Here is a 15,932-nt window from a genome sequence, read left to right on the forward strand (position 1 = left end):
AATGCGCCAGTTCGATTGTCCACAGTGCGGGGCACCGGTTCCCTTTGAAACACCGGGCGCGGTGTTCGCGGTATGCCAGCATTGCCAGTCGATGGTGGTGCGCAAGGACGCCTCGGTCGAAACGATCGGCAAGATGGCCGATCTGCCGCCGGACGTCACCCCGCTGCAGATCGGTGCGAGGGGCGATCACAATGGCCGCCCATTCCGCCTGATGGGCCGTCTGCGTGTCGGCTGGACGGATGGCACGTGGAATGAATGGTACGCGGACTTCGGCGGAGACCGCTACGGCTGGATCGCGGAGACGCAGGGCTTCTTCATGATCTCGGAGGCCGCGCCGGTGCCGCCGGGTTTCAAGTTCGACAAGATCGCGATGCTCGGTCCCGAGTCGTCCATCGCGATCGGCCAGGACGCCTATCGAAAGACGGATCACAAAAAAACCCGCGTCATCGCCGGCGAAGGCGAACTGCCTTTCATCGCGAAGCCGAACGACGAATGGGTCGGCATCGACCTCGTTGGCCCGGGCCGGAAATTCGCAGGACTCGAAAGCGACGGCCCGGAAACGCGCTTCTACCTCGGTCTATCCGCCCAGCCGGAGGAAATCGCTTGGGAAGGCCTGCGCCCCGTGCCCGGTTGGAACGGTGAACCGGTACCGGTGGAGAAGCGCAATACCGACGCAGTCGGCTGTCCGGAATGCGGCGGAGTCATCCAGGTGAAGGCCGCCGGTCTGACCCAGAGTCTCGTGTGCGGTCACTGCGGTACGCTGCTGGATGCGAAAGGAAGCAAAGTCGCCGTTGCCCAGAAAATCGAAGCGGCCTCGCGCTTGGAACACCCGCCACTGCCGCTCGGCACGCGTGGAACGCTGAAGGGCATCGAGTGGGAAATCATCGGCTGCGTAAAGCGCCGTGATCAATACTCCCAGTGGACTGAAGGCCTGCTCTACAATCCATGGCACGGCTTCGCATGGCTGACCGAGTGGAACGGCCATTGGAACTACATGCGCCGCGTGCTGGAATCACCCGATCCGATGTCGCCCGTCTTTGAGGGTCGCCGCTACAAGCTCTTCGCCCGCGAGGAATCGATGGTCGTGGCGGTGGCGGGTGAGTTCTACTGGCGGGTTCGCATCGGTGAAAAATCCACCGTGGCGGACTACATCAATCCGCCACGTATCCTGTCCTCCGAGATCTATCCGGAGCTCGAAGAAGTCACCTGGTCGGAAGGCGAGTATATTTCCGGCCCGGAGGTCGGTGCCGCCTTCGGGATGAAGAACCTCGCGTTCGCCAGTGGCGTCTATCTCAACCAACCGAACCCGTGGGCGACCCGCGCTCCCACGCTGAGCCGCTACGCATGGATCGCCACCGCTGCTTTGCTCATCATCCAGATCGTCGGCATGGCCGGTGCGGGTAAGAAGGTGGTGCTCAACCAAGACTTCACCTATGAGAAGCCTGTTGCCGGAGCGCCTCCCATGCCCGCGCTGGTCTCGCCTTCATTCGATCTCGATGGCGGCCAGAGTCCCGCACGCGTGGAAGCGGAAGCCGCGGTCGACAATTCATGGATCGGCCTCGATGCCGACCTCGTCAACGAAACCACCGGCCAGACCTATCCGGCGGACATCTCCGTGGAATACTACCATGGCTACGATGATGGCAACTGGACCGAAGGCAGCCAGAAGGCGGGCAGCGACATCCCCGGCGTGCCTCCCGGACGCTACCATCTCCAACTGGCACCGGATGCCGATCCCGCACTGGCGAAGATGCCCTTCCATATCACGCTGAAACGGGGCGGCATCTTCTGGTCGAACTTCTTCCTGTGCCTCATCGCCATCTGGATCTGGCCGCTGTGGGCGAAGATCCGGAATTTCTCCTTCGAAGCCCGCCGCTGGAGCGAAAGCGATTTCACCTCATGACCTGCCGCCGATGAAACACCTCATCTACCTAGCCTGGACGGCGGCCGCCGCCGGTTACCTCTTCTTCGCCAATTCGCGTGGCTGGAGTCTCATCCACACGATGTCCCCCGCCCGTTTGTTTTCCTCGTCCGGACATGGTTCCGGCTTCCATCACAAATAAAAACGCCCCGCCATGGACCTCATCAACCTCAAGGACGTCGTCGCGTCGCTGCTCTATTCGATCATCGGCATCATCATCTTCTGCGTGTCCTTCATCATCGTGGACAAGCTCACTCCCTATGACCTGTGGAAGGAGTTGATCGAGCAGAAGAACCTCCCCCTGGCCATCGTCGTCGCCGGAGTGGGCCTCGGCCTGTGCATCATCATCGCCGCCTCCATCCACTGATCCCGCGGATGGAATCGCGCGGCATGCGCCTGCTGCTGCTGGCATCGGTCTTCACCATCGCCACCTGCGGGCTGATTTACGAGCTGATCGCCGGCACGCTGGCGTCGTATCTGCTCGGTGATTCGGTCACGCAGTTCTCGACCGTCATTGGTGTCTATCTCTTCGCCATGGGCGTGGGCTCGTGGCTGTCGAAGTTCGTGAAAGACAAGGTGCTCGCCACCTTCATCCGGGTGGAGTTCCTGATCGGTCTGATCGGTGGGTTTTCGGCGCTGCTGTTGTTCGCACTGTTCGATCAGGTGGCATCGTTCCGCGTGCTGCTCTATGGGCTGGTGTTCATCACTGGCGCGCTGGTAGGGCTGGAGATTCCGCTGCTTCTGCGATTGCTGAAGGATCAGTTGAAGTTCGAGGACCTGGTGTCCCGCGTCTTGTCCTTGGACTACATCGGCGCGCTGGCGGCCTCGTTGCTGTTCCCGCTGATCCTGGTGCCAAAACTGGGATTGGTCCGCTCTTCGTTCTTGTTCGGGCTGTTGAATGCAGGTGTCGGCCTGCTGGCCTTGCATTTCCTGCGCGCGAGCTTGGAACGCCAGCGCGCGCTGTGGGCGGGCGGCATTCTTTCCATCGTGCTGCTCGGCGCCGGCTTCGCGGGAGCCGACCACTGGCAGGCATGGGCGGAACGATCCGCCTACAACGAGAACATCATTTTCGCCCACAGCAGTCCTTACCAACGCCTGATCCTCACCCGTCATCGTGACGACCTGCGGCTCTACCTGAATGGCAATCTCCAGTTCAGCTCACGCGACGAATACCGCTACCATGAGACGCTGGTGCATCCGGTGCTGTCGCGGATCGAAAAGCCGAAGCAGGTGCTGGTCCTCGGCGGTGGCGACGGCCTCGCTGCTCGCGAGGTCCTGCGCTACCCCGCGGTCGAAGGCATCACGCTGGTGGACCTCGATGCGGAAATGACGCGGCTGTTTTCCCGACAACCGCTGCTCACCACGCTCAATGCCGGATCGCTGATCTCACCGAAGCTCCATATTGAGAACGCCGATGCCTTCACCTGGCTGGAAGAGGCAGCCAAGCGCGGCCTGAAATTCGACGCCGCAATCATCGACTTCCCTGATCCTTCGAACTTTTCCATCGGCAAGCTCTACTCGACCGCCTTCTACGAGAAGCTCCGTAGCGTGCTCTCGCCTTCCGCACTGATCTCGATCCAATGCACGTCACCGCTCGCGGCGCGGAAGTCCTTCTGGTGTGTGGATGAAACTCTGCGCGCCTGCGGCTACAGTACCGCGCCCTATCACGTCTACGTGCCATCGTTCGGCGAATGGGGATTCATTCTCGCCGCGCCTGAACCTGCCACCCTCACCGATGGATCGCCGCATGCCTTGCCGGAAGGACTGCGTTACCTCACGACGGAAACGCTGGTGCAGTGCTTCCGCTTTCCTCCGGACATGTCCGCGGTGCCCGCCGGGGTGAACCGGCTGAACAACCAGATCCTCGTGCGCCACTTCGAGGAGGAATGGGGGCGCTATGAATGACCGCATCAGCCGCCGCGTGTTTCTCGCCGGATCGCTCACGCTCGGCGCGTGCGGTCGGACCACGCGTGCCGGCGGTGATCGTGGCTGGACCGGCGGCATCGTCGGAGCCTCCCATCAAACCGGCCACCTGCTGCGGCAGGGGATGACTGGTCCACCGGTGCAGGCGGAAACCGCGGATGTAATCGTCGCCGGTGGCGGTATGTCCGGATTGATCGCCGCGCTGCGGCTCAAGCAAGCCGGACGACGCGTGAAGGTGATCGAACTGGAAGCCAACGTCGGCGGAAATGCTAGCAGCAGCCGCAATGCCACATCCGCTTATCCCTGGGGTGCCCACTATGTGCCGGTGCCGTCCGAAGACATGACCGATGTGTGCGCGCTGCTTGCGGAACTCGGTCTCGGCAAGCCCGGCGCGTGGAAGGAGGAAACCCTCTGCCACGATCCCTCCGAGCGACTATGGATCCGCGGCCACTGGCAGGATGGCCTGGTGCCATCCTATGGAATCTCTGCCGAAGAACGGCAGCAGATCGAACGCTTCTTCGCCCGCATGGAGACCTACAAGTCCCGCCGCGGCAGCGATAACAAGCGCGCCTTCGCCATTCCGGTGGATCACAGCTCGCGCGATCCGGAATTCACCACACTCGATGCGATCACGATGGCGGAGTGGCTGCAGCGCGAAGGTTTCACCAGTCCCGAGCTGTTGTGGCACATCAACTACGGCTGCCGCGATGACTACGGCGCGGGCATCTCGCTCGTCTCCGCATGGGCGGGCATCCACTATTTCGCCTCGCGGGATTCACAGGAACTTTTCACCTGGCCGGAGGGCAATGGCTGGATCGTGAACCGCCTGCGCGAACAACTCGACGGCGACATTCTCACAGGTCATCTGGTCACCCGCCTCACTCCGGATGGACGCGTGGAAGCCATCGAGGCCTCCACCGGCAAACGCCTCGCCTGGCAGGCGGATGCCATCGTCTGCGCGGCTCCGCGTTTCATCGCGAAGCATCTCGTCCCGGAACTCGCCACCAGTCCGGCTCCCGACTACTCGCCATGGATGGTGGCCAACCTCACACTCACCGGCCCCATCTCGGAAACATGGGACAATGTCCTGCGTGACAGCCGCGCGCTGGGATACGTGGTCGCCACCCACCAGAGCCTCTATCCGGCACAGGGACCGACGGTCATCACCTACTACCAGCCGCTCGATCACCTGCCGCCCCCCGCCGCACGAGAAGAGGCGCTGAAAACCAGCTACGAGAGCTGGTGTGAAAGCATTCTCACCGATCTGGAGCGACCTCATCCGGACCTTCGGGATCATCTCACCCACCTCGACATCTGGCTGTGGGGCCACGCCATGAGCCGCCCGCTGCCCGGAGTCATTCATGGCGAAACACGCGCCCGGATGCGAGAAACGCTCGGGAAAATTCACTTCGCCCACAGCGACATGAGCGGCCTGTCCATTTTTGAAGAAGCCTGCCATTGGGGTCACGAAGCGTCCCGGACCATTCTCTCCGTTTAACGACCTCCCTCATCCGATTTGAAATCTCAAATTTGATCTTTGAAATCCTCTCTCATGACCCTCGCCTGGCATACCCTGATCGACTACCACGATTGCGACTCCGCCCGCCTGACCGATCCCGGGGGCCTGCGCACCGTGCTACTGGAAGCGATCTCTGCCGCCGGAGGGACCTACGTGACGGATGTCTTCCATCAGTTCAGTCCGCACGGCCTGAGCGGCGTGGTTGTGATCGCGGAGAGCCATGTGGCCATCCACACTTGGCCGGAGCACCGGTTCGCCGCCGTGGACATCTTTTCATGCAGTCCCTCGCTCGATCAGGAAGCCGTCATTGTCCGCCTCGGCGCATGGTTGGGCGCGGAATGGCGGCGGATCGACCCACGGGAGCGGGGATTGCACGTCCACCGCGCTCCCACGGATTGCGGCAAAAAAGACGGGTAATTTTTCCCCTTTTCCCACGTAGTATCCCTCTCACAACCCACTCATCTGTTCTATTCATGCACCTGAGAAACTCCCTGCTCGCCATCGCAGGCGCGGTCACCGCGCTGCTCCCGCTCGCCAACACGGCGAAGGCCGAGGACGCCAAGAAGAAAATCGTTTTCGTCGCCGGACGTCCCAGCCACGGCCCGGGCGAACATGAGCACCGCGCCGGCTCCATGCTGCTGGCCGATCAGCTCAACAAGAGCGGCCTGCCGGTCCAGGCCACCGTGGTGGACAACGGCTGGCCGCAGGACACGTCCGTTTTCAATGGGGCTTCGGCCATCGTCATCTATTCGGACGGCGGTGGCGGTCACCCGGCTTTCAAGCACCTCGATGAACTCAAGGCCTTCGCCAAGGCCGGAGTCGGCATCGGCTGCATCCACTATGCGGTGGAAATCCCGAAGGGCGAAGCGGGCAATACTTTCCTCGACCTCGTGGGCGGCTATTTCGAGACCGATTGGTCCGTGAACCCGCACTGGAACGCCTCCTACACGCTGCCGAAGCACGCCGTTACCCGTGGCATCTCGAACTTCAGCATGCTGGACGAGTGGTACTACCACATGCGCTTCCGCGACAAGATGGCCGGTGTCACCCCGATCCTCACCGCACTGCCGGGCCCGGAAACCCTCACCCGCAAGGATGGCCCGCATGAAGGCAATCCGGAGGTCCGCGCCGCCGTGACCGAACGCAAGGAACCCCAGCACACGATGTGGGTCTACGAGCGTCCGGACTCCGTGGGCAAGGGTCGCTCCTTCGGCTTCACCGGCGGCCACTTCCACAAGAATTGGCAGAACGACGATTTCCGCCGCGTGGTGCTCAACGCCATCGTCTGGACCACCGGCCTCGAAGTCCCGGCCAAGGGCGTGCCGTCCAAGACCCCGACCGACGCCGAGATGCAGGCCAACCTCGACCCGAAGGGAAAGAAGTAAGCCGGGTTTTCCAACAGTTCTGAAACCAAAACGGCCGAGAGGAATCCCGGCCGTTTTTATTGCAATCATTCTTCGCTTGCCAAAAGCGGACAACCGGTTTCGCTCCAAGGAGCCTCTCATCCATCCATGCCCCCATGGTCCGGAATGGAGGATGGACTGCTGCTCCGCGCGAGAACGGAGATCAACGCAGAACAGGGCAATTCGCCCCGTTCTTCATCATCTGCCCTCGCGGATGAACTCCTCCAGACCAAGGCTGCCGTTCTTGTCCTTGTCGTACTTGTCAAAGAGCTGCCCTGCCTTTTCCCGCTGCTGCTCCTTCTCCGGAGCGAGGTAATCCTCTTTGGTAACGCTGCCATCCTGATCCCGATCCAGGGTTTTGAACGCGGCTTCACGGCGCGGCTTGTCCTCCGCCAGAACGTCCGCAATCGCTTGCTCGAGATTCGGGATGGGCTTGTTGCCCGAGAAGAGGAATTCTTCGAGGCTGAGCAACTTGTCCTTGTTCCTATCGAATTTCCCGAACTCCTTCTCGCCGTCGATCTTGTCCTTGCGGTCGCTCAGAAACTCCTCCGGCGCAAGCTGCCGGTCCTTGTTCTTGTCGAGCCAGTTGAAGTAGCCCATGCGTTCCAAGAGATACTTCGCCCGGCCCGGGGAAAGGATCTCCGGGCGCTTGGCATCGGCCTCGATCTGGGCGGGCGTCTGCCAGACGCGGACATAGTCAATGGTGAATGCATCCGGCAGGATGGCTTCCTCGATCTTACCGCGCCATTTCTCCACCTCGCATGACAGGATCAAGTGTTGCGGACGATCGGACATCGGCGCTTTCGTCAGGCGGCCGGTCTCCACGCCGTCGGTGATTGTACCCAGAACGCGCACCAGGCGCCCTTCGTGTTCAGAACCTTGGCGCGCGCTTCAAATCAGGGTGAGGGCGGATAGTAACCTCATGGGACGGAATCAAGTATGAGGAGAAAGCAGGCGGAGCAGGGAAAATGACATGCGCCGGTCGCTCCAAAGGACCAACCGACGCATGCCATGGTCTTCCGTGTCGACCTCCCACCGGAGCCGGACACTGGCAGGATTGCCGGGTCGGGTCATGAGCTGACCATACGAATCCGGTAGCGGGGAGGTGAGTTGGGAAAAAGTTGAGCCTATTGCAGCCGGGGTGATTTGCGCCGGCTCTGGTCCCCTTTGAACAGAACCGGCGCATGCATTGCACCCCGTGGCAGGCCTCCCCCGAGGCCCGCCACAAACCTGGAAGCCGATGCCTTGGCGGATCACGGCGATACCACCACCCGGACGCGGGCGAAGAGCTTCAGTGATCACCTGCCGGCACGCTTCAAGACTTCCAATTCGAAAACCGAATAGCCCCACACGGTCACGGGCTCCTTCATCACGACCCGCACCTGACGGGCCTTGATGGTCTGGAATCCGATGCGGGTCCGGTCGCCCCCCACCTTGGCTGCGGCCACTTGCTTCCATGTCCCGCCATCGGTCGAAATCTCCACCTCAACCCGTGCCGGACGCGCTGTTTCCCACGCGATATCGAGGGTATTGCATTCCTTCGCTTCGCCGAGATCCACCACTAGCCATTGGTCCGCCTTGGTCTGCCCGGAGGATCAGCGGCTGGATGCATCTCCGTCCACCGCTTTTTCCGGCACCAGATCATGTTCGCTGTCCGAAGCGGACGCGCTCGCCGTGTGTCCATCGGCCAGATTGTCCGGCAAGTCCAAACCCGTCGCGCGACCGATCTCCCTGGCGGTGAAAACGCGGTTGAAGACTTTCAAATTCCGGATCACTCCGACAAATGAATTGCCGTTGGGGCTGCCCAACAGGGCGAGCGGACACAACATCTGGTTGTTGCTCTCGCCGGTTTTCACGCCATTTACGAAAACCGTCGTATGTCGCTGGTCCCCCACGATGGCGATCTTCACCCACGGATCCTTCGCCGGAGCTGGCGCGTAAACGCGGCTCACGTCATCTGCAATGTGTAGGACAATGCCGGATCCTTGCCCGGCGTACCTACGGCACGCACCACACCGATCCCTTCCACCGTTTCTTTGGTCGTGGACTCCTTCCCATCCGGGCCCTTCATTTTCCGGGTTTCGATGCGCGAATAGTCCGAACAGATTTCCGCCTGCCCGGAAGAAAGGATCACTCCCCGCTTGTCCGTGACGGCCGTCTTCCGGATCTCCATCGTCAAGGTCCAAGGGCATTCCAGATCCGCCCGGCCACGGGCAAACGCGAGCGACTCCCGCGCATCCACCGAAGCGAGGACATGTTCGCCGGGCAAATCGAGCACCAGACCGCCCGCCCTTGGTGCCCCACAATTTTTCAGCGAAGACCTGCATGCTGGGAAACGCAAGGCCCGCGATCTCCGTCATGGTATAGCCCGTCGGCCCTTGATCGTTCCACACATGCAGCTTCCCTCCCAGCAACGCCGGATCTCCTTCCACCGGATTCTTCGCCGGGTCCGAGCTGATCCTCCAAGGCTGCCAGTTCTGATACACGCCGCCGTTGCTCACGCCGTAGTAGTGGGCTCCGGGAACGATGTAGGTGGCACCAGATATCCGTGTCACTCCATTCCGAGACGTTTCAGGTTTCCGGCTTTCCACTCCGCATTGAGCTCTTCCAGGGTCTTTCCGGTCCACTGTTTCCAAAGATCCTCCGAGTAGCCCGTGTGGGTGACCACGTTCATCTTGCGGATGAGATCCTTGTCATAAGTCCGCACCACCCAGTCGAGGAAGTTGGCGGTGACCCGGTAGCTGTCCGAGTATTTGGCATTGCGGACATTGCCTTTGGTGATCTCGGCTCCCTTGCTCTGCGGTTCGTAGAGGAACCAACGGATGTAGTCGGCGAGACCTTCGGTGAACCAAGTGGGGGGACGCGGGATGTTGGTCCGGCCCATGTTGCCGAACTGGACGATGTGGACGATCTCATGCACCGCGCAGCCGATCGCTTCTCCTGTCGCATTCTGGCGCATGAAGGTGGCGTTCAGCGTGATCGAGTTTCCCGTCGCATAACCGGGGACGCCCTGGGCGTGGCCGGGCAGCGTGGTGGCATTTTTCAGAGTGAAGCGGATGGTGTCCGTCGGCGTGTAGCCGTCCACCGGAATCATGCCGATGATCTTCGGATACCACTCTTCCATCACCGGCATCAGCTTCTCCTCGCACCATTTCGCCAGGTCCGGTGCCTCCGTCGCATCGAGGATGAAGTGATACTTGCCATCCTTCGAGTGATACGTGCTGACCACGCGCTCGTAGTACTTCGGCTCCGGTCCGTTGGCATCGATCACATCGATCTCGCTGAAGAAAGTGTTGCCGTGGCCGCTCGGATCCGCGTTGGCCCGGATGTCGAACAACAGATGGCGGAATTTGCCAAGCGGAGCGCCGCTTGCCGTGGCGATCGAGACCGCTTGCTGGCCCGTTCCCTTGTCGTGGGTGTCCACTTCCGTGATGAACTTCCAGCCGACGGTGGCCGGATCGACTCCCTGGCCGGGTTCGGTTTGGAAGCCTGCGGCAGCACCATCGGCACCGTAAAGCTTGTACACCTGGCCCGCACGCGGACCGGGGTGCCAGGAAAAGCTCGCCACGTTCTTCACGTCGATCACGCTTCCCAGATCCATCGTGAGACGGCCACCCGGGCCGCTGAAGAAAAAGTTGTTCCCGGGAGCGTCCTCGTCATTCGGCCCGCGCCCGTCACGGATCACATCCAGCACGCCGCAATTCGGATCCGCATTGCCGGAGACGATCTTCAACGAGGCCTTGGTGGCGGCATCGTTGGTGGCGATGCCCGGAATGCCGCCGATCTTGAAAGCGGCATCCGTGGCGCTACGCCCGGTGGTGACCTTGATCTCCGGCGCGGGGTCCGCGGCCAAGGCGGATGAAGCGGCGGCGATGAGACAGGCGGCCGTCAGACGACCGAACGGCAGGGTAACAATAGTGTGCAAATGATTCATAAGCAATGCACCGGGATTCCACCGGCGAATCGTGCAGCGAAACCGGATGGCGGTTTTATCTAACATCGCCTCTCTCCTTCTTCATTTTCCCGCGCACCACAGTACGGAGTTCTTGAGGAGCGTGCGGTATTCCGGCAGATTGTGGGCGCGCTCGTCGTGGCCGAGGGTGATGCCGACCACGCGGGATTTCGGATGCTTCACGATGAAAACCTGTGGAAAGGTCTTGCCGGTTTTCGGGCTGGTCGCGGTGGCCAGTACTGCGATGGGCGTGGCCTGCGGGTCCGGGATGTAATTGTAAAGCTCGTCCACAATCTGGAATTCCGCGGTGACGCCCTTGGTGACCGGGTGGTTGGAATTCACGACCTTCATCGGATAGGCACCGAGAGCGTCATGACCGCGGGTGCCGCCGCCGATGATCTCCTTGTTCCACTGCGGGAAATCCTCCCATGCATACCAGGTGCCTGGATGGAGGGCGACGATGCCCTTGCCGGAGTTGGCGAAATCGATCAGAAGCTTGCGGGTCTCCGGGGAGATCGCCTGATTCGCGCTCCACACAAGGACGTCCACGTTCTTGAGAATATCCGCGAGTCCGTTGGCATTCTGGGTGAAGCCAACCCAGCCCACGACTGGTTCCAGCGTGGCCTTGTCGGTGTCTCCGAAGAACTTCACGAAGTCATGCGAACTGCCACCGCCGACCAGCAGCACGCGCGGCCCCTTGGCACTGAGCGGAGGCACCGGCACGGAATCGTTGAACTGCGGCTTGAAGCCCGGCTTGGTGTTCACCGCAGCGGTTGGTGCGGGCAATGGTGCGGCGTTGGCATCCGCGAGCTCGGCGGTGATGGCGGCCAAGGTCGGCGCGGCACCGGTGGCGAAGCTTTCGATGGCGAGGCGGTCGATCGGGCCGGCGCGCTTGAGTTGCTTGCTGAAGAAGCGGATCTGGTGATCCCTGAGCACATCCACGTATTTCGAGCCTGGCACATCGGTGCGACGGTAGTAGTCGGCGAACTCGATGCCATTCTGGAACACCAGCTCCTCGCTTCCACCATCGGCGTAGAAGACGGTCACCTTCATCACGGGCGAAGGATCGCCGCCACCCTGATAGCCCCAACCAGTGACCCCACCGAGGAAATGCAGACGGTTCGCCTTGAAGCCGCCAGTCTTCACTTCAACCTTCCGCGCGAGACCTGCAGAGAACGTGCCCGCACCGCCGCCCTTCAGGACGAGGATGTTGTTGCCATTGGTGCTCTTGCCGGGATCGATGACATTGAAGGGAACCTTCTCGATTTCCTGAGTACCATACTTGCGGAACACCAACGTGTCCCCCGTGGCGGCCTGCGATTGATAGAGGCCCTTGCGCGTGTCCGCGGTGAAGACGCCACGCAGATCGAGCGTGCGATACCTCGCCGCGTCCGTTCCGCAAAGATAAGCGAGGATGTCGCGAAGCGATTCGCCGCCGAGACCTTCAAGACCTTCCGGCATCAGCGAGCGTCCGGTGTTCACGCGGCTCTTGATGTCCGCGATGCGGATTTCCTCCTGTCCGGCGAGACTCTTCAACACGAGGCTGGCGGGATTCTCGCGAGCGATGATTCCAGCATGGAAACGACCATCCTTGGTCTCGATGTTCCAAGCGGCGAAGGAAGGATCGACCTCACGGTTCGGATCAACGATGGCCGTGAGCAGTTCGGAAATGCCATGCGAACCCATGCCGGTGAGGGCCGGCCCGATGTCCGCGCCTTCGTCTCCATACTTGTGACAGATGGCGCAGGTGGCGGTGAAGAGCTGTTTGCCTCTCACCGGATCTCCAGGTTGTTCGACCACCGCCGAGAGCTTCGCGAGAATCTCGCCCTTGGCCTTCAGGGAGGGTCCCATCAGTTCATCGAGAATGGCCGAGGCACGCTTGGAGATCTCGCCATCCGGATAGGTGCGTAAGCGGGCGAGATTGGCCGGGCCGAAGATCGCCACATCGACCTGTTTCTTCGAAAGCGCATCCAGAAGGGCGAGCGCGCGGTCGCTGCGCTGGAGCAGCACTTCAAATGCGGCGGCCTGAGCCTCGGTGGGCAGCTTGCCCAGCGACGCGGCAAGAGGACCGCCAATGGGCGCGTCGCCACTGTCACCGAGAGCAAGCACCAGTTCGCGTTTGAACGCGGGGGTGCCTTCACCATTCAGGGCCTTGAACACAGCCTCCACGGCTTGCTCGGCGCGCAGATCCAGGAGCGTACGGGCCGCAGCCAGCTTCTGGTCGTCGGTGCCTCCTTCGAGACGCTTGAACAACTCCGCCGTCAACTTGGTGATGGACGGCTTGAGCACGCCCGCCTTGTCCCACTTCGCGGCGAGCGGCAGGGTGCTGCCACCGGCACCGCTGAGCAACAGCGTATCGAGCGCCTTGGCCAGCGGCGGGTTCACCTCCGGCGAAGCCTTGAGCGAACGGACGAGCGTATCGAGAATGCCACGCTTCATCGCATCGGAGGAAGCAGGCTTGGAAGCGAGGGCGATGACGAGCTTTGCCGCAGCGGCGGTATCGTTCTTTTCAGCAAGACCTTGGGCAAGCTGCGAAGCCAGTGGCGCGAGCGATGCATCCGTAGTGTCCAGCAACGCGGCGATGGCCGAGGCCGGATCGCGGGCAAGCGCGCCGAGTGCGGCACTGCGCTGGAAATCATCATCGAATTTCGCCCACTGGCTGAGGATGGCGGCGGCATCCGCATCGGTGGCGGGAACCGCGGCCACGGCACGCAGAGCGGCGAGACGCACCGGCGCTTCCGAATCTCCGATCAGCTTCAACAAGGCGGCTCCCCCGCCCTGTCCGGCGGCTTCCACCACGCCCGCGGCATTGCGGCGCACGGCGGCATCGGCATCCGTCATGACGGTCTCGATGACTCCCGGCTTGATCGCGCCGAGGCCGTGCAGCGTCCACATCGCGGCGATGCGGGTGTCGGACGACTTGCCCTTTTCCATCTGCGCCTGGATGGCGGCGATCACCTCCGGCTTGCTTTCCTGGCGGTCGATCAGCAGGCGGCTGGCCAGCAGGCGCACCGCGCGGTTCGGGTGATCCAGCGCGGCAGCGATCTGCACCGGCGTGGCCTTGGCTAGATCCGGTACGGTCAGCTTGGTGGCTTCCTTGTGATCGATCTTCCAGATGCGACCGAAGTAGTGGTCGCGGTCGGGACGCACGGCGGCGTTCACCTTGTTATGATCCGGTCCGCGGGTGTCGTTGTGAATGACGGCCTGGTTGTAGAAGTCGGCGAGATACACCGCGCCATCCGGACCCACGCGCACCTCGACGGGACGCCACCACATGTCCTTGCTGCGGATGAACTCCGTCTCCTCCCGGCCGGACAGTTTGTGGAACGTGTAGCTGGAACCTTCCGGTGTGAGACGTGCGTGGTGGACGATGTTGATCGTCGGCTCCGTGGTCAGGTAGTCGCCCTTGTATTCCGCGGGCCACGAGCCGCCGTCATAGATCACGCAGCCTGCCGCCGCGGTGAAGGAACCGACCCAGTCGATTTGTCGATAAGCCTGCTGCTCCCAGCTCATCAGCGGGAAGGTCTTCTTCGAAGGCTCGACCACGTGATAGCTCGCAGTCTTGCCGACCTTGCCGCGTGCCAGCGCGTATTCCGGCAGCACGGTCTGCATCAGCAGCTCGCCGCTCGTCGGCTGGGTCCACATCACGCGGTTGTCACCGGTGATCTCGAGACCCCAGGTATTGCCGCCCTTGGACGAGTATTGCTCGATCACCGAGCCGTCCGGCTTGAAGCGCACCACGCCGCTGCCGATCACCGGCATCTTCTCCCCCTTCGCGTTCAAGACATGGTCGGAACCACTGTAACCCTGGGTTGCATAGATCCAGCCATCCCAACCCCAGCGCGGGTTGTTGATCACCGCATGGGTGTCACCGGTGCCGAGGCCGGTGAAGAGTTTCTCCACCTTGTCCGCCTTGCCGTCATGATCGGTATCGCGCAGCCACAGGATGTCCGGGGCCTGGGTGACGATCACGCCGTCCTGATAGAAGACGAGGCCGGTGACCAGTTCGAGGCCCTCGTAAAAGACCTCCTTCTTGTCCATCACGCCATCTCCATTGGTGTCGGTGAGAATGGAAATCTTGTCGATGGCCTTGCGGTTCTGCTGGCCGGGATCGGGATCAACGCCGCCGTGATCCTTCCACTCCCTGCCGCGATAGTCCGGGCGCATGCCGCGGCGACCGTTCGGATACTCCGGAGTCTCCGCCACCCACATGCGGCCGGAGGCATCCCAATCGAAGTTCATCGGCTTGGTGATCAGCGGCTCGGCGGCGATCAGCTTGAAATTGAAATCCGGATGGACCTCCAGGTTCTTGAGCGTCTCCTCCGGCTTCTGCGGTCCACCTTCCGGATAGGTCAGCGAGCTGATCTCCTCCGGCTTGCAGAACTCATCGAGGTTCGGACGCTTGCCTGCCCATGCGATGCCACGCAACAACACCGCGCGGTAAAACGGCTTTTCAAATGTTCCCCACAAGTGGCCGGGGATGCTCACGAAGGCGCGGTAGTTGTCCTTCTCGTAAGCCCACATCTGTGGCTGGATGTCATAGACGTTCGCCTTGCCTCCTTCTGCCGGCCGCTTTCCTTCCGGAACCTTCGGCGTGTAACTGGTGGCCAGCACGCGGATGTCCGGCGAGAGATCCATGTCGTAGTAGATCTCATCATCGATGTGGAAGTTCGAAGCGCCCTTCGTGATCGGATGCTGGCCTTCGATGCGCTGGTTCTCCACGTAGTAGAGATCCATCGGGCCCTCCTTCCACTTGGTCTTTCCCTCCACCCACGAGCCGCCGATCACGGACTTCCACCACGCCGGGTCATCGGAAACCGCCGCAGTATGGATCACCACGATACCACCGCCGCGCTTGGTGAACTCCGCCAGGTTCGCCTTCTGCTCGGGTGCCGCATTGCCACCGTTCTGGGCATACATCACCAGCACGTCGGTGTTGCGGAGCTGCTCGGCGGTCGGCCAATTCTTGGCGCCGTCAACCACCATGCCACGGGAAGCGAGCAGCGGCTTCCACTCGTTGAGGAACTTATCGTGCTCGTGCGCGTTCGGTCCGTGGGTTTTGTCTCCCCCCCGGATGAAGACGCGAAGCGGCGCCGCCTGCACGGTCGCAGCCAGAACCAGTCCGATGAGGAGAATAAAGAGCCGTTTCATGATGGAAAAGCGTCTGCCGGGAAGGTCCCGATGCATTGGGTGGGATACGCGGAGTACACCGGA

Annotated in this window: 12 protein-coding genes and 1 pseudogene; 7 read left to right on the plus strand and 6 right to left on the minus strand. The window is 61.8% G+C overall.

The features are described from left to right. Position 1: 1 nt before the first annotated feature. The 7 genes from KBB96_RS14645 to KBB96_RS14675 are packed head-to-tail and all read left to right on the plus strand — an operon-like array spanning position 2 to position 6,748. Entirely contained in the window at positions 2 to 1,903 is a 1,902-nt protein-coding gene (locus KBB96_RS14645) for a DUF4178 domain-containing protein (RefSeq protein ID WP_211630190.1), read from the plus strand. 10 nt (positions 1,904 to 1,913) lie between these two features. Continuing rightward, a complete protein-coding gene (locus KBB96_RS14650; protein ID WP_211630191.1) occupies positions 1,914 to 2,063 on the plus strand; it encodes a hypothetical protein in 150 nt (49 codons plus the stop codon). 12 nt (positions 2,064 to 2,075) lie between these two features. After that, on the plus strand, positions 2,076 to 2,288 hold the full coding sequence (locus KBB96_RS14655) for a DUF350 domain-containing protein (RefSeq protein ID WP_211630192.1): 213 nt from the start codon (positions 2,076 to 2,078) through the stop codon (positions 2,286 to 2,288). A gap of 8 nt (positions 2,289 to 2,296) precedes the next feature. After that, positions 2,297 to 3,826 carry a polyamine aminopropyltransferase gene (locus KBB96_RS14660; protein ID WP_211630193.1) on the plus strand — a complete coding sequence of 510 codons (1,530 nt, stop codon included), beginning with the start codon at positions 2,297 to 2,299 and terminating at the stop codon, positions 3,824 to 3,826. Continuing rightward, positions 3,819 to 5,342, plus strand: coding sequence for a flavin monoamine oxidase family protein (locus KBB96_RS14665; RefSeq protein ID WP_211630194.1), 1,524 nt, complete (start codon positions 3,819 to 3,821; stop codon positions 5,340 to 5,342). Before KBB96_RS14660 ends, KBB96_RS14665 begins: the two co-directional genes overlap by 8 nt. Before the next feature lie 54 nt (positions 5,343 to 5,396). Next, positions 5,397 to 5,780: an adenosylmethionine decarboxylase gene (gene speD, locus KBB96_RS14670; RefSeq protein ID WP_211630195.1), complete on the plus strand. Its 384-nt coding sequence runs from the start codon at positions 5,397 to 5,399 to the stop codon at positions 5,778 to 5,780. A 56-nt stretch (positions 5,781 to 5,836) separates the two neighbouring features. Beyond that, positions 5,837 to 6,748 (plus strand): ThuA domain-containing protein, encoded by a 912-nt coding sequence (locus KBB96_RS14675; protein ID WP_211630196.1) that lies wholly within the window; start codon positions 5,837 to 5,839, stop codon positions 6,746 to 6,748. 216 nt (positions 6,749 to 6,964) lie between these two features. On the opposite strand, the gene KBB96_RS14680 is transcribed toward KBB96_RS14675, so the two are convergent. From KBB96_RS14680 to KBB96_RS14705, 6 genes and pseudogenes are all read right to left on the minus strand, one after another. Beyond that, entirely contained in the window at positions 6,965 to 7,621 is a 657-nt protein-coding gene (locus tag KBB96_RS14680; RefSeq protein ID WP_211630197.1) for an EF-hand domain-containing protein, read from the minus strand. A 443-nt stretch (positions 7,622 to 8,064) separates the two neighbouring features. Continuing rightward, positions 8,065 to 8,343 (minus strand): annotated as a pseudogene (locus tag KBB96_RS14685) (discoidin domain-containing protein); the annotation flags it as partial. An 18-nt stretch (positions 8,344 to 8,361) separates the two neighbouring features. Then, positions 8,362 to 8,718 carry a LamG-like jellyroll fold domain-containing protein gene (locus KBB96_RS14690; RefSeq protein ID WP_211630199.1) on the minus strand — a complete coding sequence of 119 codons (357 nt, stop codon included), beginning with the start codon at positions 8,716 to 8,718 and terminating at the stop codon, positions 8,362 to 8,364. After that, positions 8,715 to 9,044, minus strand: a complete 330-nt coding sequence (locus tag KBB96_RS14695) for a hypothetical protein (RefSeq protein WP_211630200.1) — start codon at positions 9,042 to 9,044, stop codon at positions 8,715 to 8,717. The genes KBB96_RS14690 and KBB96_RS14695 overlap by 4 nt, the downstream gene beginning before the upstream one ends. Before the next feature lie 273 nt (positions 9,045 to 9,317). Beyond that, a complete protein-coding gene (locus KBB96_RS14700) occupies positions 9,318 to 10,700 on the minus strand; it encodes a basic secretory protein-like protein (protein ID WP_211630201.1) in 1,383 nt (460 codons plus the stop codon). Positions 10,701 to 10,781: 81 nt separating this feature from the next. Next, entirely contained in the window at positions 10,782 to 15,869 is a 5,088-nt protein-coding gene (locus tag KBB96_RS14705) for a PVC-type heme-binding CxxCH protein (RefSeq protein ID WP_211630202.1), read from the minus strand. Between the last annotated feature and the right edge of the window lie 63 nt (positions 15,870 to 15,932).

The organism is Luteolibacter ambystomatis, from assembly GCF_018137965.1.
Lineage (GTDB): Bacteria > Verrucomicrobiota > Verrucomicrobiia > Verrucomicrobiales > Akkermansiaceae > Luteolibacter > Luteolibacter ambystomatis.